At 65.2% G+C, this 22,476-nt stretch carries 15 protein-coding genes; 9 read left to right on the top strand and 6 right to left on the bottom strand.

Annotated features, from left to right (window positions below; genetic code table 11):
- Positions 1-115: 115 nt before the first annotated feature.
- From ACIOTN_RS07870 to ACIOTN_RS07880, 3 genes are read right to left on the bottom strand one after another with little or no spacing between them, the layout of a single operon-like run.
- Positions 116-1,609: an FAD-dependent oxidoreductase gene (locus ACIOTN_RS07870; RefSeq protein WP_402735083.1), complete on the bottom strand. Its 1,494-nt coding sequence runs from the start codon at positions 1,607-1,609 to the stop codon at positions 116-118.
- Entirely contained in the window at positions 1,606-3,741 is a 2,136-nt protein-coding gene (locus ACIOTN_RS07875; RefSeq protein WP_402735084.1) for a molybdopterin oxidoreductase family protein, read from the bottom strand. Before ACIOTN_RS07875 ends, ACIOTN_RS07870 begins: the two co-directional genes overlap by 4 nt.
- 1 nt (position 3,742) lies before the next feature.
- Complete coding sequence (locus tag ACIOTN_RS07880; RefSeq protein ID WP_105656195.1) at positions 3,743-5,152, bottom strand: MFS transporter; 1,410 nt, start codon at positions 5,150-5,152, stop codon at positions 3,743-3,745.
- Positions 5,153-5,588: 436 nt separating this feature from the next.
- Between ACIOTN_RS07880 and ACIOTN_RS07885 the strand changes: the two genes are divergently transcribed.
- The 6 genes from ACIOTN_RS07885 (at position 5,589) to ACIOTN_RS07910 (ending at position 13,409) form a co-directional block, all read left to right on the top strand.
- Positions 5,589-6,074 (top strand): nucleoside deaminase, encoded by a 486-nt coding sequence (locus tag ACIOTN_RS07885; RefSeq protein WP_105656196.1) that lies wholly within the window; start codon positions 5,589-5,591, stop codon positions 6,072-6,074.
- A gap of 12 nt (positions 6,075-6,086) precedes the next feature.
- Positions 6,087-7,589, top strand: a complete 1,503-nt coding sequence (locus tag ACIOTN_RS07890; protein WP_402735085.1) for an NCS2 family permease — start codon at positions 6,087-6,089, stop codon at positions 7,587-7,589.
- 272 nt (positions 7,590-7,861) lie between these two features.
- A complete protein-coding gene (locus ACIOTN_RS07895; RefSeq protein WP_402735086.1) occupies positions 7,862-9,367 on the top strand; it encodes a xanthine dehydrogenase small subunit in 1,506 nt (501 codons plus the stop codon).
- On the top strand, positions 9,364-11,697 hold the full coding sequence (gene xdhB, locus ACIOTN_RS07900) for a xanthine dehydrogenase molybdopterin binding subunit (protein ID WP_402735087.1): 2,334 nt from the start codon (positions 9,364-9,366) through the stop codon (positions 11,695-11,697). The genes ACIOTN_RS07895 and xdhB overlap by 4 nt, the downstream gene beginning before the upstream one ends.
- 2 nt (positions 11,698-11,699) lie before the next feature.
- Positions 11,700-12,518 (top strand): xanthine dehydrogenase accessory protein XdhC, encoded by an 819-nt coding sequence (gene xdhC / locus ACIOTN_RS07905; RefSeq protein ID WP_105656201.1) that lies wholly within the window; start codon positions 11,700-11,702, stop codon positions 12,516-12,518.
- Between the two features lie 126 nt (positions 12,519-12,644).
- Positions 12,645-13,409 (top strand): hypothetical protein, encoded by a 765-nt coding sequence (locus ACIOTN_RS07910; RefSeq protein ID WP_105656202.1) that lies wholly within the window; start codon positions 12,645-12,647, stop codon positions 13,407-13,409.
- A 112-nt stretch (positions 13,410-13,521) separates the two neighbouring features.
- Here the strand turns inward: ACIOTN_RS07910 and mmuM are convergent, their stop codons facing one another.
- Positions 13,522-14,469: a homocysteine S-methyltransferase gene (gene mmuM / locus ACIOTN_RS07915; RefSeq protein ID WP_402735088.1), complete on the bottom strand. Its 948-nt coding sequence runs from the start codon at positions 14,467-14,469 to the stop codon at positions 13,522-13,524.
- Positions 14,470-14,599: 130 nt separating this feature from the next.
- Here mmuM and ACIOTN_RS07920 point away from each other — a divergent pair, with 130 nt between their 5' ends.
- Complete coding sequence (locus ACIOTN_RS07920) at positions 14,600-16,048, top strand: amino acid permease (protein WP_105656203.1); 1,449 nt, start codon at positions 14,600-14,602, stop codon at positions 16,046-16,048.
- Between the two features lie 22 nt (positions 16,049-16,070).
- On the opposite strand, the gene ACIOTN_RS07925 is transcribed toward ACIOTN_RS07920, so the two are convergent.
- Both ACIOTN_RS07925 and ACIOTN_RS07930 read right to left on the bottom strand, forming a co-directional pair.
- On the bottom strand, positions 16,071-20,525 hold the full coding sequence (locus ACIOTN_RS07925; protein ID WP_402735089.1) for an FtsK/SpoIIIE domain-containing protein: 4,455 nt from the start codon (positions 20,523-20,525) through the stop codon (positions 16,071-16,073).
- Positions 20,522-21,568, bottom strand: coding sequence for an RDD family protein (locus ACIOTN_RS07930; RefSeq protein ID WP_402735090.1), 1,047 nt, complete (start codon positions 21,566-21,568; stop codon positions 20,522-20,524). Before ACIOTN_RS07930 ends, ACIOTN_RS07925 begins: the two co-directional genes overlap by 4 nt.
- A gap of 145 nt (positions 21,569-21,713) precedes the next feature.
- Here ACIOTN_RS07930 and ACIOTN_RS07935 point away from each other — a divergent pair, with 145 nt between their 5' ends.
- Both ACIOTN_RS07935 and ACIOTN_RS07940 read left to right on the top strand, forming a co-directional pair.
- A complete protein-coding gene (locus ACIOTN_RS07935) occupies positions 21,714-22,001 on the top strand; it encodes a WXG100 family type VII secretion target (RefSeq protein ID WP_066141890.1) in 288 nt (95 codons plus the stop codon).
- A gap of 133 nt (positions 22,002-22,134) precedes the next feature.
- Positions 22,135-22,458 (top strand): hypothetical protein, encoded by a 324-nt coding sequence (locus tag ACIOTN_RS07940; RefSeq protein ID WP_105656206.1) that lies wholly within the window; start codon positions 22,135-22,137, stop codon positions 22,456-22,458.
- Positions 22,459-22,476 lie beyond the last annotated feature (18 nt).

Below are 22,476 nucleotides of genomic sequence, written 5' to 3' on the forward strand. Positions count from 1 at the left end.
CATCATCATCCAAACGCAGGGACGAAAGCTCATGGCTTTCGTCCCTGCGTCTTGGCGTTCCGGCCGGGCATAGGCAAGGGCGGCCAGCTCGCTGGGAGCCGACCGCCCATTGGAGTCATTGCGCCAGGGCAGGCGCCTTGGCCAGCAACTCTTCGATCTTCGCTTTGCACCCGCCGCATCCGGTGCCCGCACGGCAGTTCTCGCCGACCTCGGCGACGGTGGTGCAACCAGCGCCTACAGCATGGGCTACCTGGCCGTAGGTAGCGCCCGAACAGCGGCACAGCTGATCATCATCGCTGGGGATAGCAGCGATTTGATCCGTTGCCGGATCATCCAGCCGCAACAGGTTGGAGCGGTCTTCAGGCAAGGCGGTGGCCCGTTCATAGGCCAGCACGAGTTCGGCACTGGTTTGCGGCAATCCCATGGCCAGGAATCCGGTGACCGTATCCTGCCGGGTGACGATCTTCAGATAGCGTCCGCGCGCAGGGTCCGCATAGATTGTTGCCTGCAGATCGGTATCGTCCCAATAACCGGCGCTGATATCGCCGGCGGCGGTCAGCTCGATGCCTTGTCCCTTGAGCATCAATACATCAGAAGCAGAGAAGTCCGGGGCAGCAAGCGGCTCGGAGCCAGAGGAACCAGCCAGCCGCAACAATTGCTGGGACAACCATGCGGCTTGGGCCCAGCCCGGGGCCAGCAATCCGACCGGTGGCTGTCCTGCAACTTCGGCACAGTCACCGAGGGCGAAAATTCGCTGCTCGGTATCGGCGCAAAGGAATTCATCAGTCTTAATACCGCGGCCCACCGGTAATCCGCAGCCCGAGGCCAGCTCTGTTCTGGCTCTCACACCCGTGGAAATGAGCAGGGCATCAGCCTGGATCAGTCCGTGGGTGGAAGTCATCAGGCCGGTGAAACCCTGTGCATCCTTCTGAATGCCACTGGCCTTCGCACCGGGGATCACCTCGACACCTGCTTCACGCAGATTACGTGTCAGCAGCGCCCCTCCATCCGCATCCACGACGCGTCCCAAGGGCGCCGGACCATGATGCACCAGCACCGCCTGCGCCCCGGTGCGCGCAATGGCCAAGGCCGCCTCGATACCCAGAACACCGCCGCCGAGAATCAAAATGCGCTGGCCAAGATCGATAGATTTGCGCAGCTGGTGGGCGTCATCCACCGTGCGCAGGGCGAAAACTCCGACTGGCAGTGAAGCATCAGCGTGCGGATCGAAATTCAGGCCGTTGAGCGTGGGGATCACCGCTCGGGCGCCAGTGGCGAAAACAAGCCGGTCGTAGGACACATAGTCGTTGCCGCCCAGATGGATCCGGCGCCGTGAGCGATCGATGCCGGTAGCCTGCACGCCCAAGCGCACGTCGACTCCGGCATCGGCCAGGCGTTGCGGATCCACCATGCCCAAATGCCCGAACTCGGCGGCTCCGGCTGCCAGTTCAGCGAGCAGCACACGGTTGTAGGCCAGGTGGTCTTCGGCGCTGATGATGGTGATGGCGCAGTGGCCGGCCGCCGCTGCCGGGAGCAGCCCTTCGACAAGGGACGCGGCGACGGGGCCGAAGCCAATGATGATAATGCGTTGCGGGCGTTGCTCGTTCATTGTTCCTCTTTCACAGCGCTCAGCGAAACATGGGCGTGCTTGAATTCCGGCATCCTGCTGTGCGGGTCGACCTTCGCCTCGGTCAGCAGGTTTGCGGTACCGGAATCCGGGTAGTGGAAGGGCAGGAAGACCGTGTCCAGCCGGGCATCGGCGGTCAGCAGCGCGCGGGCGGTGACTTCACCGCGTTCATTGCTGATCACGACCTTCTGCCCCTGGGCAATCTGGTGGGCCAGGGCGGTTGCCGGATGGATTTCCAGCAGCGGTTCCGGAGCGGCCTGGGCCAGCTCGGGGACCCGGCGCGTCTGGGCGCCAGACTGGTAGTGCTCCAGCAGCCGGCCGGTCACCAGGGACACGGCCGCGTTGTTCTTCCGGGGTTCCGGTTGGAAAGCAACTGGCACCAGCACTGCACGCCGATCCGCATGCGCAAAACCGTCAAGGAATAGCCGAGGGGTTCCATTGCGGATGCCGCGCCCGGCCTTCACTTCGGTGCCTGCAGGGCACGGCCAGTAGATGGCCGCCCCGGCATCGAGGTCATCCCAACGCACCCCCGAGTAGTCCGCCAGGCCACCGGCCGAAGCCAATTTGAGTTCTTCGAAAACTTCCCGCGGATCGGGGGAGAAGTGGCCGGGAGCATCCAGCCGCTGGGCGAGCTGGGCGAGGATCCACAGTTCGCCGCGCGCATGTTCCGGTGCCGCCAAGGCAGCGCGGCGGCGCAGGATCCGCCCCTCCAAGTTGGTCATGCTGCCTTCTTCTTCAGCCCATTGCAGCACCGGCAAGACCAGGTCCGCTTGGGCTGCGGTCTCCGAGAGGAAAAAGTCGCAGACCACCAGGAAATCCAGCCTGGACAGTGCGTGGATCACGCGCGACGCATCGGGTGCGGAGATCACCGGGTTGGCCCCGTGGACCATCAGCATGCGCGGACCGGTGGGGGTACCTAGCGCGTCGAGGAGTTCAACGGCGGGAAGCCCGGGACCGGGAATGGTTTCGGGGTCAACACCCCAGACGCGGGCTACCTGCGCACGGTGTTCCGGGTCGGTGATCTTGCGGTAGCCGGGAAGCTGGTCGCACTTTTGCCCGTGTTCCCGACCGCCCTGCCCGTTGCCCTGGCCGGTGATGGTGCCGTAGCCGCCGGCCAAGTTTCCGGGCAAGCCGAGCAGCAGCGCGAGGTTGATCGCGGCGGTGACAGTATCGGTGCCGTTGGAATGCTGCTCGATGCCGCGGCCGGTGAGGATGTAGACGGGCTTGCCGCCGGCCTTCGCTTCGCTGGCCGCCTGCGCCAAGGCCCGGGCGGTGTGCCGGATCTGCTCGGCAGGAACGCCGGTGACCTGGGCGGTGCGTTCTGGCCACCAGCTGGCCAAGGAGGCTTTCACTGCATCGAAACCGTTAGTGCGGGCGGCCAAGTAGCTGGTGTCGGCCAGGGACTCGGCCACCAGCACGTGGGCCAAGCCCAGCAGCAGCGGTAGGTCGGTGGCCGGGGTCGGCTGCAGGTGCCAGCCAGCATTATCGGCGCAGAGCTTGGCTGTAGCTGAACGGCGAGGATCAACCACGATCAGCCCGCCGTTCTCACGGGCTCCGGCCAGATGCCGGACAAAGGGCGGCATCGTATCGGCGACATTGGAACCGAGCATCAGGATCATCCCGGCCGAATCCAGATCAGCCAGCGGGAAAGGCAATCCCCGGTCCAAGCCGAAGGCGCGGTTGGTGCCGGCGGCTGCCGAGGACATGCAGAACCGTCCGTTGTAGTCGATCCGCGAGGTACCTAGGGCCAGCCGTGCGAACTTGCCCAGCTGGTAGGCCTTTTCATTGGTCAGCGAACCGGAACCGAAGACCGCGAGTGCGTCGGCTCCGGATTCGGCCCGGATGCCCAGCGCCTTTTCGGCAACCAGATCCAGCGCATGCTCCCAGCTAACCGGGGCAAAGCTTCCATCGGGCTGGCGGAGCAGGGGTGATTGCAGGCGTTCTGGGTGATCGAGCAGCGTGGCGGCGCTATAGCCTTTGCGGCACAGCGCCCCGCCATTGGTCTCGAAGTCCCGTCCCCTCAGGCTCACCGGTTCGGTGCCGTGATCCTGCTGGTTGGGTTCCAAGGTGATGCCGCACTGCAGGGCGCAATAGGGGCAATGAGTGTCGGTCATCCTAGACTCCGTGCTGGGCGAAACGGGTGCCTGAGCGTGCATAGGCGAACCATGCGGTGGCCATGAGCAGCAGGTAGACCGCGATGAAGATGATGAACGCCGTGGTGTAGGCGCCGGTGCTGGATAAGGACAGTCCCAAGGCCTGGGGAATCAGGAAGCCGCCGTAGGCGCCAATGGCCGAGATCAAACCGAGAGCGGCGGCCGCCTTGCGCGAAGAATCCACCTGGCTTGCCTGTTTTCCCTCGTCGCTCAGGGCAAAGACTGCCGGGATCATGCGGTAGGTCGAGCCATTGCCGATGCCGCTTGCCGTGAAGAGCAGCAAGAACAGGAAGAGGAACATCCAGAAGTTGGCCCGTGGCAGGCTGAGCACTAGCGCAGCGGTAATCAAGGCCATGGCTCCGAAAGTCGCCACGGTGATGCGTGCGCCGCCGAGCTTGTCAGCGATCTTGCCTCCGTATGGACGGGCCAGGGACGCGACCAGCGGACCAAGGAAAGCCAAGGTGATGGTTGCGGTGCCCAACGGCAAGGCCGCGTATTCGGGGAAAGTGTCAACGATCAGCTTGGGGAATACTGCCGAGAATCCAATGAAGGAGCCGAAGGTTCCCACATACAGGGCGGAGATGATCCACAGGTGCTTTACCTTCAGGCAGGCAATGGCGCCGCGGATATCTGAGCGGGCCGACGACAGATTGTGCATGTATTTCCAGGCACCCCATGCGGAGAGCAGAATCAACGGGATCCAGAGCATGCCTGCCAGCGGAAGCTGCAACGCCCCGGCGGCGAAGACCGTGACAATGACCGGTACAAGCAGCTGGGCGACCGCCGCGCCGAGGTTGCCGCCGGCGGCGTTGAGGCCCAATGCCCATCCCTTGCGGGAAGCGGGGTAGAAGTAGGTGATATTAGCCATCGAGGAAGCGAAGTTTCCGCCGCCGAAGCCGGTCAGCGCCGCAAGGCTGAGCATGACCCAGAATGGCGTGGACGGATCAGCCAGGGCCAGGGAAATGCCGCCGGCCGGAATCAGCAGGAGCAGCGCGGAAATGACCGTCCAGTTGCGCCCGCCGAAACGGGCCACCATGAACGTGTAGGGGATGCGCAGGGTGGCGCCGACGAGGCTCGGGATGGAGATCAGCCAGAACAGCTGCGTGGTGCTGTAGCTGAATCCCGCTACTGGAAGATAGACCACGACAATGGCGAAAAGCTGCCAAACGCTGAATCCGAGGAACTCGGCGAAGATGGACCACTTGAGGTTTTGGCTGGCTACCGCAGATCCGGTGCGCTTCCAGAATTCTGGATCCTCCGGGGTCCAGTTGCTGACCCAGCGTCCCGGTTGCACCTGCAGTGCCTGCGATGTGTCAGATGCTTCTAGCTGTGCGCTCACGTTATCCGATCCCTTCTCTAGCACTTGATGCATCTGAGCTTCTCAAAGAGGTATTTCGCCTAGGTGCTCAGGTTGTTGCGCCGAAGGGAACTTAAATTCACCCGCCGGATCGGTGCGCCGATAGGCGGCTGTAATGTGTTGGAAACCCGAGCGCCGGGGCAAGGATCCAGCTTCGGGAGTCGCGGCGCTGGAGGGAGGGGCCAGTCCCGTCGGATCGCTGCTAGTGGGAGAGGGGATGAGCGGCAAGACGGCAAGTTTTTGTTCATGATGCGAAAAAGAGATTTCAAAAGAATTGTTGCGTGCGTCACAATCCGCTGATAATCTCGTAGCTGTCTATGGCGGGCACCCACCTGATGGGTCGCTATCTACCGGGCATGCAACTGATCGATTTCAGGTGACAAGCGCAACCGGTAGCTAGCGCCAAGCAGCGCGCTGCGGTTCTCTTGTCCAAAGCATGAGGAGCCACTCGATGAGCGTTACTACCACTGGCCAAGACTATCTTTCGATGGCCATCGATATTGCCACCACAAATGTCCACAACGCCGGCGGGCCTTTCGGCGCCGTCGTGGTCGCCCCCGACGGCCAGGTCTTCGAAGGGGTCAACCGCGTCACGGCCAACAATGATCCATCGGCGCACGCCGAAGTGGTGGCCATCCGCACCGCGGCCGCCGCCTTGGGGACCTTCGACTTGAGCGGCTGCGTGCTCTACAGCAGCTGCGAACCCTGCCCAATGTGCCTGGCCACCTCGCTGTGGGCCCGCATCGGCAAGGTCTTCTTCGCGGCCAACAGGCATGATGCGGCTGCCGCCGGATTCGACGACGCGGTGTTCTACGACTACTTCGAAGCAAAATCCAACCGCTCGCTGATGCCGGTGAACTGCTTCCAGTCCGAAGGCGGCGAGCACCTGTTGCCGTTCAAGGCATGGGATTCGCAAGAATCCCGGACCGACTACTAAAGGTCCAGGACCATGACCACGACAAGTCGCTTGCCAGCTGGCCCCCAGGGCGCGCAGCGCGGCAGCAAGCCGCGCCGGCCGGGTGGGCCGGGCGGCATCCTGGATGCGTTCTTCAGCATCACCGAACGCGGGTCCACGCTGGCGCGGGAATTGCGCGGCGGGATCGTCACCTTCTTCACGATGGCCTACATCGTGATCCTCAACCCGCTGATCCTCGGCGGATTCAGCGCCGAGGCCGCACCCGTGGATGTGGCCGGCAACTGGCTTCCGGCCGCGCAGGTCGGGGCCATGACCTCGCTGACTGCCGGGGCCATGACCATCCTGTTCGGGCTGATCGCCAACCTGCCCTTCGGCCTGGCCGCCGGGCTGGGCATCAACTCCTTCCTGGCCGTCTCGGTGATCCAGGACGTCACCTGGCCCGAGGCCATGGGACTGGTGGTGGTCAACGGCGTGCTGATCGTCCTGTTCGGGATGACCGGGGTGCGCACCGCGATCTTCCGGGCCATCCCCAAGGACCTGAAGGCCGCCATTACGGTGGGCATCGGGCTGTTCATCACCTTCATCGGGTTCGTGGACTCCGGCTTCGTTACCCGTACCGCCGCCGGGCCTCCGGTGCAGCTGGGCGATGGCGGGTCGATCGTCTCGATCCCGACCATGGTCTTCGTGGTGGGGTTGCTGATCATGGGTGCGCTGGTGGCCCGCGGGGTGCAGGGCGCGATCCTGATCGGCATCGTGATCTCCACGGTGCTGGCGATGATCGCCGAGCTGGTGTTCAGGATCGGGCCAGCCGGCGCGGATAACCCGCATGGCTGGCACCTGAACATGCCGGTGCTGCAGGGAAATATCGTCTCGTTGCCGGATTTGTCGCTGGCCGGGGAGTTCGACCTGTTCGGATCCTTCGGGCGGATCGGCGCGCTGGCGGCGACGATGCTGGTGTTCACCTTGGTGTTCACGAACTTCTTCGACGCCATGGGCACCATGACCGGACTGGCCAAGAATGCCGGTCTGGCGCGCAAGGACGGCACCTTCCCGCGGCTGAAGGCCGCATTCGTGGTCGAGGGCCTGGGCGCGGTGGCTGGAGGCATGGGCTCGTCCTCCTCGAATACCGTCTACGTGGATTCGGCGGCCGGCATCGGGGAAGGGGCGCGCACCGGGCTGGCTTCGGTCATCACCGGGGTGCTGTTCCTGGGTTCGATGTTCTTCACTCCGCTGACCTCGGTGGTTCCCATCGAGGTGGCTGCCGCGGCACTGGTTCTGGTGGGCACCTTGATGTGCGCGCAGATCCGCGAGATCAACTTCAAGCGGTTCTCCAGCGCCATGCCGGCGTTCCTCACCCTGATCACCATGCCGCTGACCTACTCCATTGCCAATGGCATTGGCGCAGGGTTCATCGCCTGGGTGGTGGTGAACGCCGCGGCCGGGCGGTACGCCAAGATCCACCCGCTGCTGTGGGTGGTGGCGCTGGGCTTCCTGGTGTACTTCGCACGGGGCCCGATCACGGCCCTACTGGCCTGAGCTGATACGGGCTATAGTAAGGATCCACTGAGGTGAGGTGGCTCACCTTGATGGTTTGCGTGGATGTGAATGATCCGAATTCTGGAGGGTAATCATGGGCGGATGCCTCGCCTGGTCCAAGGGCCAGATCGCGCACGGAAACTGATCCCGCCGCAGCACGCGACGGCGCCCTGGACGAGCCTGGAACCTCCGGCAGGGCGCCAGATCCCACCCATCATCCAATTCATTCATGGTGCGCCGGGCGATACCCGGGCGCAGGAGGTGTCAACGGCATGAGCGCCGAGGCAACGCAAGAGACAAAATGCCAGGTTACGGTCAACGGAAAGGTCCGGGAATTCGACGGGCCGCCGCATACCAACGCGCTGGATTTCCTGCGCGGGCAGCAATTGATCGGATGCAAGGAAGGCTGTGCCGAGGGCGAGTGCGGCGCCTGCTCGATCCTGGTGGCCCGCAGCGATGGGGAAGGCAGCAGGTGGACGGCGGCCAACGCCTGCCTGCTGCCGGCCGCGGCGCTCGACGGCCAGGAAATCATCACCTCCGAAGGGCTGGGCAGCGTCGCGGCGCTGCATCCGGTGCAGGAAGAGATGGCCAACCGCGGCGGATCCCAGTGCGGTTATTGCACCCCCGGATTCGTCTGCTCCATGGCCGCCGAATACTACCGCCCCGAGCGGACCGCCAATCCCGCAGTCAGCGCGGGTGATGGCGGGGAGCACGAGTGCGGACCGAATGGATTCGACCTGCACGCGCTGTCGGGCAATCTCTGCCGCTGCACCGGATACCGCCCGATCCGCGACGCCGCCTACGCGCTGGGCGAGCCCGAGCCGGATGACCCGCTGACTGCCCGGACCCAGCACCGGGCCCCGGCACCGGTGGCCACCGACATCCAGCGCGCCGATACCCCTACCGGGGACCTGGGCCGCTTCCGCCGGCCGGCGGACCTGGACCAGGCACTGCAGATCCTGTCAACCGAACCGCAGACCGTACTGGTGTCCGGTGCCACCGACTGGGGCGTGGAGGTCAACATCAAGGGCGCCCGCGCCCGCTCGGTGCTGGCCATCGACCGGCTGCCCGAGCTGCGCCAGATCCACTGGAACGAGCAGTACCTTGAATTGGGTGCAGGCTGCACCTTGAGCGAACTGGAACGCAAGCTCGCCGGGCAGGTTCCGCTGCTCTCCCAGCTCTTCGGGCAGTTCGCGTCTAGGCTGATCCGCAATAGCGCGACCATCGGCGGCAATCTGGGGACCGGCTCGCCCATTGGCGACACCCCGCCGGCGCTGCTGGCGCTGGAGGCCGAGCTGGTCCTTTCCAGCATCCGCGGCAACCGGATGGTGGCGCTTTCGGACTACTTCACCGGCTACCGGCAGACCGTGCGCGAGCCGAGAGAGATGATCACCGCGATCCGCATCCCGTTGCCGCTGGCGCCGCTGACCAGCTTCCAGAAGATTTCCAAGCGGCGCTTCGATGACATCTCCTCGGTAGCCATCGGCTATGCGCTCACGGTGTCGGACGGCATGATCACCACGGCGCGGATCGGGCTGGGCGGCGTGGCCGCAACCCCGCTGCGCGCCGTGGCCACCGAAGCACTGTTGGAAGGCCAGCCGTGGAACCTGGAAACCATCCGGGCCGCGGCACGCACCATGGGCACCGAAGGAACCCCGATGGATGACCACCGGGCCAGCGCCAACTACCGCAAGGCCATGCTGGCCTCCTCGCTTGAACGGTTCTATGCCCAGCAGCTTGAACGCAGCTTGGAAGCAGGACAGGAGCAGAACTCATGAGCCAGCTATCCCAACGCCCCGACGCTCCGGTAGTCGGCCAGCGCCACCGCCACGAATCGGCGGCCGCGCACGTTACCGGCACCGCGTTGTATACCGACGACCTGGCCGCGCGTCTGGCCGGGGTCCTGCATGCCTACCCGGTGCAGTCCACCTGCGCCCATGGAAAAATCCTGGGCCTGGATGCCAGTGCGGCGCAGCAGGTACCCGGGGTGGTCCGGGTCATCACCGCGAAAGACATCCCCGGGGTCAATGACCAGGGCGCCAAGCACGACGAACCGCTGCTCCCGGTGGAAGAAGTCATGTTCTTCGGCCAGCCGGTGGCGTGGGTCCTGGGCGAAGACCTGGAAGCTGCCAAGGCCGGGGCCAAGGCGGTGCGCGTGGAGTACGAACCACTGGATTCGCTGATCACCATCAAGGACGCGATCGGGGCCAACAGCTTCCACGGCATCCAGCCCGAGATCTCCAAGGGAGATCCGGAGGCAGCCTTCGCGCAGGCGGCCCATGTTTTCGAGGGCGATTTCGAGTTCGCCGGCCAGGAGCACTTTTATCTGGAAACGCAGAACTCGCTGGCCATGGTGGATGAGAGCGGGCAGATCATGATCCACTGCTCCACCCAGCATCCCACCGAAACCCAGGACATCGTCTCGCATGTGCTGGGCATCGGCGCCCACGAGGTCACCGTGCAGGTATTGCGCATGGGAGGCGGCTTCGGCGGCAAGGAAATGCAGCCCCATGGCTATGCCGCGGTGGCGGCCCTCGGTGCGGTGCTCACCGGACGGCCGGTGCGGGTGCGGCTGGACCGCACCCTGGACATGACCATGACCGGCAAGCGCCACGGATTCCATGCAACCTGGAAAATCGGCTTCGACGGGCAGGGCAAGATCCTGGCCCTGCAGGCCCAGCTGACCGCTGACGGCGGGTGGAGCCTGGATCTGTCCGAACCGGTGCTGACCCGCGCGATGTGCCATATCGACAATTCCTATTGGATCCCGAATATCAGGGTCAACGGGCGCATCGCCAAATGCCATAAGACCTCGCAGACCGCGTTCCGCGGCTTCGGCGGTCCGCAGGGCATGCTGGTCATGGAAGACATCCTGGGCCGGGTGGCCCCGCAGCTGGGATTGGACGCCCGGGAACTGCGCCGCCGCAATTTCTACACCCAGGGACAGGACACCCCGTACTACCAGCCGGTCCGGCATCCCGAGCGCTTGGAGACTGCTTGGATCCAGCTGCTCGGCTCGGCAGATATCGCCGCGCGCGAGGAGCAGATCGCAGAATTCAATGCCGGGCACGAGCACGCCAAAAGGGCGCTGGCGATGACGCCGGTGAAATTCGGCATCTCCTTCAACCTCACCGCCTTCAACCAGGGCGGCGCGTTGGTGCTGGTCTACAAGGACGGTTCGGTGCTGGTCAACCACGGCGGCACCGAAATGGGACAGGGCCTGCATACCAAGATGCTGCAGGTGGCCGCCACCGCATTGGGCGTGCCGCTATCCAAGGTGCGCATTGCCCCTACGCGCACCGACAAAGTGCCCAATACCTCGGCCACCGCAGCCAGTTCGGGCAGCGACCTGAATGGCGGCGCGGTCAAGGATGCGTGCGAGCAGATCCGCGGCCGGCTCGCGCAGGTGGCCGCCGGAAAATTGGGGGTTCCGGCGCAAGACCTGCGCTTCAGCGGCGGCAGGGTCACCGCGCTGGGCAAGAGCGAATCGCTGGGGTGGGAAGAAGTGGTCAACGCCGCGTACTTCCAGCGGGTCCAGCTTTCGGCCGCCGGCTTCTACCGGACCGAAGGGCTGCATTGGGACCTCTCGCAGATGACGGGCAGCCCGTTCAAGTACTTCTCCTACGGGGTGGCGGCCAGCGAGGTGGAAGTCAGCGGCTTTGACGGCTCCTATGTGCTGCGCCGCGTGGATGTCGTCCATGACGTGGGCGATTCCCTCTCGCCGCTGGTGGATCTGGGGCAGATCGAGGGAGGGTTCGTGCAGGGGGCTGGCTGGCTGACCCTGGAGGATTTGCGCTGGGACACCTCCGATGGCCCGGGCCGAGGACGGGTGGCCACCCAAGCCGCGAGCACCTACAAGATCCCGAGCTTCTCCGAGATGCCTGACGTCTTCAACGTCAGCTTGCTGGACAAGGCGCATGAGGAAGGCGCGGTCTACGGTTCCAAGGCCGTGGGAGAACCGCCGCTGATGCTCGCCTTCTCGGTGCGCGAGGCACTGCGGCAGGCCATTGCCTCCTTCGGCCGCTCCGGGCGTCCGGTGCCGCTGGCGTCCCCGGCGACTCCGGAAGCGGTGTTCTGGGCGATCGAAGCGGCGCGGGAGGAGCGGTAGCCATGCTGTCGTGGATTGAAGCTGTCACCGCGCTGCGCAATGAACGGCGTCCCGCGGTGCTGGCCACCATCACCGCGGTGCGCGGGCATGCCCCACGCGAGGCCGGCGCGAAAATGGTGATTGCCAGCCAGGAGATCTTCGGAACCATCGGCGGGGGCAACCTGGAAATGGCGGCCATGGAACGGGCCCGGCAGATGATCAGCGCGGGCGGGAACCAGCCGCAGAGCATCACCATGAAGCTCAGCGACAAGGCCCCGGCCAAGTACGGCAGGCAATGCTGCGGCGGCGAGATCACGGTGCTGCTAGAGCCCTTGCCGGTTCCTGCCACGGTGGCGATCTTCGGGGTGGGAAATGTGGGAATGGAATTGGCCCGCATTCTCGCCCGCCATGACCTGGAGCTGCATCTGGTTGATTCGCGCCCGGAATTCCTGGAGGACCTGCCGGCCCTTGAACCCAGCGTGGCGCGGATCCATTCGGCGGTGGCGGTGCTCGGGGAGCAGGTGCTCAGCTGCCTGCCTGGGGGAACGCACGTGCTGATCATGACGCACGATCATGCCGAGGATTTCCACCTGTGCGATGCCGCGTTGCGCCACCCGGGCTTGGGATCGATTGGATTGATCGGGTCGAGTGCCAAGTGGGCCCGCTTCCAGAAGAATCTGCGTGCCAGCGGCTTCAGCGACGAACAGATCGCGGCGATCCAGTGCCCCATTGGGATCGAGCAGGTGCGGGGCAAGCAGCCGGCGGTGATTGCGGTGTCCGTGGCTGCCGACTTGCTGGCGAGGATCACGTCCGGGGCAAAGCAGCCGGTGCGCAGCGCCTAGATGCGGGGCCGACGGGCGATTATGAGAATTGTCTAACGTGGGGAACAAGGAGCAATGCCGGGGAGTTTAAACAGGGGAGAGCGGTGCTTCGTGCACCGCGCCCGCAACGTCTAGGAGGCCAATTCCATGTCCATGTTCGACAAGCTGCTGCGCAAGGGCAAGCAAATGGCCGGCGAGTACGTCCGGGAACAGCTCAACCAGCGCGGCTCCAATAGCAATCAGCGCGGCTCCAATAACCAGCAACGCGGCTACCAGCAGAATCCCGGCGGCTACCAGCAGCAGCCGCAGCACCAGAACTACGGCGAGCGCGGCTACGGCAACCAGCCGGCCTCGGCACCGTCGCGCGAGGATCAGGCCGCGATCGAGAAGTACCGCTACATGCTCCGTACCGCTCCGCCGCAGGATATGGAACGCGCCCACGCCGAGGCTTTCGCCCGGCTGACCCCGCAGCAACGCGAACTGCTGCATCATGAACTCTCCGAGCAGTTGCCGCCGGCAGAACGCCCGATGAGCCAGGACCCAAGGGACCTGGCCCGTTCGGCAACCCGCGCGGAGATGTCGCGTCCCGGGTTCATGGACAAGATCTTGGGTTCCGGCGGCAAGGGACGGGGCATGGGCATGGCTGCCGGCGCGGCCGGCGGCTTGGGTGTCGGCCTGCTCGGCGGCGTGGCAGGTGCGTTCATCGGCACCGCCATTGCCGGACCGCTGCTTGATGGTTTCGCCGGTATCGGCGAAGAGTTCGGTTCCATGGCCGAGGGCCTGGGTGATACCGTATCCGGTGCCGGGGAACAGCTCTCCGCGGCCGGTGAAGGCCTGGGCGGCCAGGCCGAAGGCATGTTCGGGGACTTCCTCGGCGGTGCCGGTGGGGACTTCGGCGACTTCGAGTTCTAGTAACTGGTCTCAAGCCGGCAGCAACTGCGTGTTGCTGCCGGCTTTTTCGCGCACTGTCCAGGCCTGCGGACAAGCCGCTGGCTCAGCGGAACCCGAAGTGCCGGGACGGGCCTCAGCCGAGCTGGATGGCTTCGCGGACCCGGGTGATCTGTCCCGGGGTGACCTGGCAGCAACCGCCAATCAGGCGAGCACCCGCGGCCACGAGTTCAGGAACCGCTCCGGGCAAATCATTGCCGTCAGTTCCTGGGACCCACACACGAGCTTCGTGGTCCCAAATTTCACCGCTATTCGGGTAGGCCAACAGCGGCAAGCCGGTTTCTTCTCCCAGGATCTGCAACGCGGCCACCGCTTGGGGTACCGGACAGCAGTTCACGCCGACTGCGTCCCACACGCCGGATTCCTGAACGATTCCGGCCACGACTCGCAGATCGGTGCCATCACCCAGAACCACTCGGCCTTGGTCATCGGCGCGCACCGCAAGGCTGAGCAACGCCGGCAGTTGCAGCTCCCGAGCCAATACGGTCAATGCTTCTGCTTCTGCCAGGCTGGGCACGGTTTCAAAGATGACCAGATCGGCACCGGCATCAGCCAGGATTTCCAAGCGCTTGCGGTGCCAGTTAGCCAGCTCGGAGGCCGTCTTGCGATAGGCGCCGTCGTATTCGGTCCCGGCGCCCGGCCCGGCACCGTAGGGCCCCACCGAGGCGGCCACCCAGCGTGCTGTGTCCGTGCGCCCAGCGCTGGAGGCTTCTCGCGCCAGGCGCACGCTGGTGCGCAGCATTTGTTCCATCTTCTGCTCGGAGCCCACCTGAGCCAGGCCGTCATAGCTGACCTGGTAGGAGCAGGTCGTGGCAACTTGGGCGCCGGCAGCGAAAAAGTCCTGGTGTGCCGCGCGGACCTCTTCGGGGCGGTCCATGAGGATCTGCGCTGACCACAGGTGCCCGCTCACGTCATTGCCGCGATCGGCCAGATGGGTGCCGAGACCGCCGTCGAGGATGATTGGCGGGCTGCCTTCGGCGCGCAATGCGTCACGGAAATTGCTGGGGTGGTTTGGGATATGCACGTCATCGAGGGTACACGGCGAGTGCTTGGATGACCGACCTTGACGCCGTGTGACCACAGATGACATGCCCGTCCGGGACTGCCGTCCAAGCTCGATATCCTGCAAGCGCATTCATTCCACAAGGAGCCCCATGACCGAGAGCATCGTCAGCACCAACGAGACTGCACCAGCCGATTCCGGACTGCTAAGAACCATGACCTCGCGTCATCTGGTGATGATCGCTTTGGGCGGGGTGATCGGCTCGGGCCTGTTCGTTTCCTCCGGATACACCATTGCCCAAGCCGGGCCGCTGGGCGCGGTGCTGGCCTATGCAGTCGGAGCCTTGGTGGCCTACATGGTGATGAGCGGGCTGGGAGAGCTATCGGCGCGGCATCCGGTGGCAGGAGGATTCCATGCACACGCCACCCGTGATCTTGGACCAGCGTGGGGTTTTGCTACGGCGTGGCTCTACTGGCTGTGCTGGGCGGTAGCCCTGGCCAGCGAATTCACCGCAGCCGGGCTGCTGATGCAACGTTGGTTCCCCTCGATTTCCGTCTGGGTCTTCTCACTGGTTTTCGCTGCTTTGCTGTTTGCGCTGAATGCGACTTCATCGCGGGTCTTCGGCGAAACCGAATTCTGGTTTGCGCTGATCAAGGTGGCGGCGGTGCTGCTGGTGATTGTCGTTGGCGCCGCCACGATCATCGGCATCAACCCGGCCAGTGACGCCGGCGTGATTGGCCTGTCCAACTTCAGCACCGAAGGGGGACTGTTCCCTGCGGGGATTACCGGAGTACTGGTCACCGTCCTCTCGGTGTTCTACGCATTCAGCGGTACCGAGCTGATCGGCGTAGCGGCCGGCGAGGCGAAGAACCCGCAGCTGAGCATTCCGCGGGCCATCCGCACCGCCGTGGTTCGCTTGGCGGTGTTCTTCATCGGTGCCATCGTGGTCGTAGCCGCAATTATCCCGTTTGCCGAGGCGGGCGCGAATGAGAGTCCGTTCGTCACGGTCCTGGATGTCGCCGGCCTGCCAGCCGGTGCGGACATCATGAACTTCGTGATCATCACCGCCCTGCTCTCGGCAGGCAACTCCGGACTGTACTCATGCGCTCGCATGCTGCATTCCATGGGAGCCGCAGGCCAGGCGCCCAAAGCCCTGTCCAAGACCAACAGCAGGGGCATTCCGATGCTGGCCCTGAGCCTGTCGATCCTCGGCGGACTGGTATCGCTGTTCTCCAGCTTCATCGCGGCGCAGTCGCTCTTCATGGCTTTGGTATCCATTGCCGGGTTTGCGGTAGTAGCGGTGTGGATCGTGATCTGTGCATCGCATCTGTCGTTCCGCCGGCACTACGTAGCCCTGCATGGATCCACCGATTCCCTGCCCTATCGGGCACCATTGTTCCCGATTCTGCCGATCATCGCCTTGGTGCTGCTTGGCGCTTCGCTGGTGGGCGTGGCTTTTGATCCAGTGCAGCGTCCAGCACTGTACTTCGGTGTCCCGTTCACCCTTGCCTGCTTGGCCTATTACCGCTGGCGCCATGGCGCTGGGGTGTTCAGCCCGCAGCGTGAAGCCGAAAGTGCGGGATCGTTCGCGGGAAACTGAACCGGCGCAGAGTCCTGCGGCCCTACTGTTCCACGAGTGGAAGGTGGACCAGGGTGCGTTGCCCGTTTTGCACCATGAATCCGCGGCCCGGCGGGAATTCGTGGCGCTTGACGCGCGGGAAGGGCACCTTGAACAGCGAGTCCCCGTCGTAGGCGTCGGGCTTGAGCGCGATGCCGTGGCGGTTGGACTTCAGTTCGCCGAGCAGTCCGAAGCTGGAGGAGAACGCGTTGATGTCTCCGTCGGCGATCAGGAAGTGGTCGGAGCGGTTGATGGCCTTGAGCAGTTCCTTGAGCGGGCGCTCGGCATCCGAATCGGCGAACTCGGTGAAGTTCTCCACAACGAACACGATCTTGCCCGGCATGGAATCGTCGGCGACCAGATCCAGCATGTCCTTGGCGAACTGCCGGGTCTGAGCCGGGCCCGAGGCCGCGCCGTTCCAAGTCCGCCAGCCGCGCAGCTCGGCGCGCCGGCCGCCAATGTGGAAGAACTGGGTGGCCGGGTTGGCGCGTTCCAGCGCGGTGACCATGGCGCGCATGGTGTTGGTCTTCCCGCTTTGCGGCGGCCCGGCGATGACGAAGGTGCCGATGGGCTCGAAGCCGCAGGGCGCGAGGGTGGCATCCGACAGGCCGATGGCCGGCTGCCCGTTGACCGTGTCGGGCAGCGCCGCCGCGGAGAATTCCTGCGGCAGCGACTCGACTCCGGCCGCCTGCGGGGCACCGGAAGCTGCCAGCTCTTGGGCCCAGCTGGTAGTCAGCGCGGTCTGCTCGGCCACGTTCGCGGTGCCGCCCAGCACGGCGATCTGCGCCTCGTGGCCCTTGATGATGGCGCGACCCGGGGCACTGCGTTCGCCCAGCACATCCTTGGCCACGCCCAGCACGTTGTAGGCCTGCTCGTCGGCCATGCGCAGCACCACGCGCTGGGTGATGTTCGCGCTGATCGCGGTGGGCACCGCGCCGAAGCGGTCGGCGGTGGTGACCACGTGCACGCCCAGCGGGCGGCCTTCGCCCACGATGCGCATGAACACCTGGTAGTACTCGCCTCGGCCGTGGCCCAGCTCCCAGTCGCTGCGGAACTGGCCGAAGCCGTCGATCAGCAAGAAGATGCGCGGTTCGGACAAGTCGCCGGTGACCTGGCGGTATTCGCTCAAGGAGGCGGCGTTCGCGGCCGCGTACCGGGCCGAGCGCTCATCGAGGTGCTCGGCCAGGATGCGGAAGACGCGCTGGATGCGCTCCACGTCATCGCCGCCGATCACCGCGCCGACATGCGGCAGCGGATCGAGCGACCGCAGCGAGCTGGTGCCGAATTCCAGCGCGTACACCGCTGCGGTGCCGGCCGGAGGGTTGGCTCCCGCGGCGATCGCGATGCTGCGCAGGGCCGCCGACTTGCCCGCGCCGGAGGTGCCGTAGACCAGCAGGTGGCCGTCGGTATCGGGTTCGAACCAGGCGGTTTCCTGGGCCTGGTGCTCGGGGATGTCGGCCAGGGCCAGCGGGATCCGGCTGTCCGAATCCGGGGCGAGCTCGCGCAAGTCCACAGTGGCCGAGAGATCATCGAGCCATGGCCGGCGCGGTGCCGGGATCCCGGCCCCGTTGGATGCCGCGATGAAGCTGGAGACCAGGCGCTTCTGGTCGTTCGGGCCGCTGTTCTCCTCGATGTCCGGTGTCCCCGATTCGGGCTGCTCCCAGACGCGCGCGCCGCCGAAGCGCAGGTCCTCCACCCGCACTTCGGCCGTTTCGGGCTCGTCGGTGGTCCAGCCTCCGGCGTAGCCGGACTGGAAGGGCACCAGCCGGCCCGGGCCGGTCTTGGCGATGCCGCGGCCGGGCAGCGACGGATCGAAGCCGGCGGCGATGGGGTCCTCCACCACGTCATTGGAGTCGGCGGCGTCGGCCATGCGCAGGGCCACGCGCAGGTTGGTATTGGCGCGCAGGTTGTCCTTGATCACCCCGGCCGGGCGCTGGGTGGCCAGGATCAGGTGGATTCCCAATGAACGGCCGCGCTGGGCGATGTCCACTACGCCGTCCACGAATTCCGGGACCTCCCCGGCCAGGGCGGCGAACTCGTCGACCACCAGGACCAGGGCCGGAGGGGTCTCCGGGTCCTGGCGCTTTTCCAGCTCCAGCAGGTCCTTGGCCTTCTTGCGGTGGAAGAGCTTCTCGCGGTGGTGCAGCTCGGCACGCAGGCTGGTCAGCGCGCGGCGGACCAGGTGCGGGGAGAGGTCGGTGACCAGCCCGACGCAGTGCGGCAGCTCCACGCAGTCGGCGAAGGCCGAGCCGCCCTTGTAGTCCACGAAGAGGAAGGTGACCCGGTCGGGGCTGTACTCGGCGGCCATCGCCAGCACCCAGGCCTGCAGGAATTCGGACTTGCCCGAGCCGGTGGTGCCGCCTACCAGGGCGTGCGGGCCCTGGGTGCGCAGATCCAGGCTCATCGCATCCGGGGTGCTCTGGCCGACGTAGGCGCGCAGGGTTCCGGCGCGTTTGAGCCGCGGCCGGGGCCCGGTGGCGGCGCGGTCGATCACCGAGTTGTTCTGCTTCCAGCGCTCGAGCACCGCGTCCGGTGCTTCGGCCAGATCGTTGCCCAGGATGCGCAGCAGCGACACCGAGTCCGGGATATCCGAAGAGTCCGGGACCAGCGAGCTGGAGTCAACGATCGGAGCCAGCCGACGGGCGAAGTGCTCTGCATGCTCGCGCGAGACCCCTTCCACGGTCACCTTGCGGGCTTCTTCGCCGGCGCGCACCCAGCCCACGCGGGCATCCTCCAGGCCCCGGGTGACATCCACGAAGGTGCGGCAGGCCGCCGGCAGGGACTGGACGGTGGGGGCCACGAAAATCGTGTAGATGCCCACGGCCGGTCCCCGCTCGATGATCTGCGAGAGCCGAGCGCGGTCCACCGGGGCGTCATTGCTGACGAACAGCACCAGCGAGAGGTCCTTGGCTAACGGCACGCTGGTGTTCTGCTCGCCGGCTTCCTTGCCCAGCTCCATGGAGGAATTGCGGGTGGACAGCGGGCCCAGCCGGTAGGAGGCCGGGTCGTTGCGCCGGGCGATGAGCTCTTCCAGGGCGTTGAGCAGCACGGTGCCCGAGGTCTGCGTATCGGCCAGCGCCAGCTGGGCCAGCGGGGAGCGCGGCCCGGTGGTGTGCGGCAGCCACTTGAACCATTCCAGGTCCCCGGTCCAGGCCGGGTCGATGATCGCGGCGGTGCACAGGTCGTTGGGGGCGTGCAGGCCGAAAAGCTGCACGGCCAGCGAGCGCAGGACATCGGCGGACTGCAGCCGGGGCCCGGCAATGCCGATGGCGCCGGCAGAGGGCAGCAGCTCGATGATCGGCACATCGTCGATCATCCGGTATTGCTCGGTGAGCTCTTCGACCCGTTCCACGTAATCCTGCAGTCCTGCCCGGTCCGCCAACGGGGCCACGGTGGTGCGGCTGCGGGCGGTTCCCGAGCCCAGCCGCAGGGAGAGGAAGTTCCAGTGCTCCGGGCGTCGGGTCCAGAGCAGCTGGCCCAGGGACTCGGCCTGCTCGAAGACCGTTGCGGTGGCTGGGGCTTCGCTGCGCCGGTGGGCGCGTTCGGCTTCCTCCCCGGCCAGCAGGCCATCTTCCAATGCCTCGAATTGCCGTTCGAAGGTCTCGATTTCCAGGCGCAGCTTGTTGTTGTTCTGGGTGCGCTGGCCGATCAGGTTGCCCAGCATCATCAGCGGCGAGACCAGCACCACGATTAGCGACAGCGCGCGCTGGGTCAGCGAGAAAATGGTCAAGCCCATGATCAGCGGTGCGAAGATCATCGGCCAGGGGAAGAGCTTGGGGCTGGCTTCCTGCGGGATCGCCGGGCGAGGCAGTTCCTCGCCGGGGTAGCGGATCTCCACCCGCGGGGAGCGGTTGAAGAGGATCGAGCCGCCCATCTCGTAGACCGGGGACTGCCCCGTGGCGGTCCCGTGCAGCAGCTCGAAGTAGACATCCGTGGCGCCCAGGGTGATCAGCTGGCCGGGGATCACCGAGACGCGCTGGGCCAAGCCGCCATCCACCAGGATGCCGTTGGCGGAGTTCAGGTCCACCAGCTCGATCTTGCTGCCCACCTCGATGCGCGCATGCCGGGTGGAGACCATGCGGTCGTTGAGCACCACGGTGGCCTTCTCCGAGCGCCCCACATAGGAGGTGCCGGCGGGCAGCGCGAAGGCCATGCCGGCATCCGGGCCGTTGGCCACGCGCAGCACCGCGGCCGCCGAGCCGCCTGAGACGAAGGCGTCGGTAGTCGGCACGACTTCGATGGTGAAGCCCGAACCCAGTTCCGCTTCGGCCAGCGGGGTGTGCGGATCGAGCTGCACCGGGGCGGTGCCGGTGGCCGTGGCCAGCAGCGTGGGGTGCTCGGGAACCTGCTCCCCGGCCAGGGCGCGGGCGGCATCTCCCACGGTGGCGGTCGCATCGCAGGTCAGGATGACGTCCACGGTGCTGGTGTCCGGTCGCCTGAGCGTGGCCTTGATTTTCACTTGGCGGTCTCCTGGAAGGTAATGCGGAAGGTGCGGCTGCCGACTTGGACGACGTCACCGTCATTCAGATGCAGGCGGACATGGGGCGGTGCATTGTGCGGGGCGCGGGAGGCGACGATGACCTGGGTGCCATTGCTGGATCCCAGGTCCATGATCCAGGCATTCGCCCCGTCGCAGCCGAAGGCCAGGTGCGTTTTGGACATCAGACGTTCCGGGTCCTTCAGCGCGACCAGCAGTTCATTGCCGGTGCCCGCGGTGGCCTGGGGCGCACGCCCGATCAGCCCGGATTCGGGAACCGGGATGTAGGACCCGTCGTCGAAGGCGAAGGCCGCGCGGCGGACGATTCCCAGACCTTGCTCCGAAGGCGAATGCCAGTCGCTGTTTTGCGCCCCGACAATGCCCGCGGTGGACCGGGCACGCGAAGGCACGGCGGCCTCTTCGCGCTCGGCGTCATCTTCGATCGTGCCCAGCGGCGGCAGATGCTCGGAAATGTCCCGGTCCGGGCGCGAGAGCAGGTATTCGGCACGGGCCAGCGCCCGCGGGTTGGTGGGGTCCAGTCCATTGCGGATATCGACCACATAGGTCTGGGCAATCTTGTCCAGCCAGCCGCGGCCGTGCTCCTTGTCGAACAGGCAGGAGACCAGTAGCAGGACGGGGCCGATGAGCGGGATGAGATGGCTGAGCAGGAAGGCGAAAGACGCGGCCATAACGCGGGGGAAACCCGGTGCGGCGAAGCGGCCCAGTCCGGTGGCGCGCAGTCGCATCGCGGACTTGCCGGGCGAAGAGCCCTTGCGGCTGTTCATCGTGAGCAAGACAATCAGGTAGACCAGCAATAGCAGGGCACTGACCGCGGACAGGACCAGCGGAACGGTGGAGTACTGTCCAGTCACCCGGAAAATCACGTAGCCGATGCCGGCGGGCAGCAATGCAGCCAGCGAAATAGCGTAGTCGATAAGGTAGGACCAAATGCGCAGGCGTGCTTCGGCCGGCCGCATTCCGAGGGTGGAGGATTTGGCGAGGGCTGCTGCTGAAACGACGTCCATGGGACCTTTCTACTTCAGTTCAATGCCGGCCTGCCACGGGGAGTTCTCCCCATTGAACGGAGGCCATCTGCCACATTATTCTAGACTGTGAACGAACTAGAGTGGCCCGGCAAGCGGGCCAGTCGACGAGTTGAGGAGCATTGTTGTGACTGATTTCAAGGCCAATTACGGCGAAATGGAAGCCATGGCATCGAAGCTTGATACCGGGCGCGAAGACCTGGATGGCGTTCTTGAGCAGCTGCAGTCCGGCGTGGACAAGCTGCTGGGCGAAGACTTCACCACCGAGCACGCTTCGGGCCAGTTCGGCGAAGGCTACAAGGACCTGAACGATGGCTTGAAGAAGGCTTTCGACGGCATTAATGACATGGCCATCGCCCTGCGCGACATGATGGAGCAGATCCAGGACACCGACCGTTCCATGGCTGGCAAGTAGGACCATTTTTTACGGGGTAATGTGGCCGCCTTGGGAAATTACGGGCGGCCACATTTTTCTTGCACCGCCTGATCCTTGAATACCGAATTGTCCTGCAGCGTCGTCGCTGGATACCTGAGGAGTCGTTTGCACTATGGCCGATGAAATCTATTTGGCGCGCCTGGAAGAAATTGTCACGGAGCTAGGCAATAGTATTAAGGATTTCGAGAATGCGTCTGACTTTGCCAAGGGCATGGCCGGCTCAGTGGGAGACCCGATGGGCAAAGGCGATCTGAAAGACCGAGTCAAGGACTTCGAAGACAACTGGAACGATACCCGAGATGACCTCCTCAAGAATCTTGAAGGAGTGCATACCGGCTTGAAGGACATCAAGGATGGATTCGAAGAGTGGGATCTGGAAACGAAGAAGGCCTTCTTGAATTCACGTGCTTCCGATGCCCCCAAAGAAGCTAAGTAAACTGAGAGAGTTGACGAC

The organism is Glutamicibacter sp. NPDC087661, from assembly GCF_044743275.1.
Lineage (GTDB): Bacteria > Actinomycetota > Actinomycetes > Actinomycetales > Micrococcaceae > Glutamicibacter.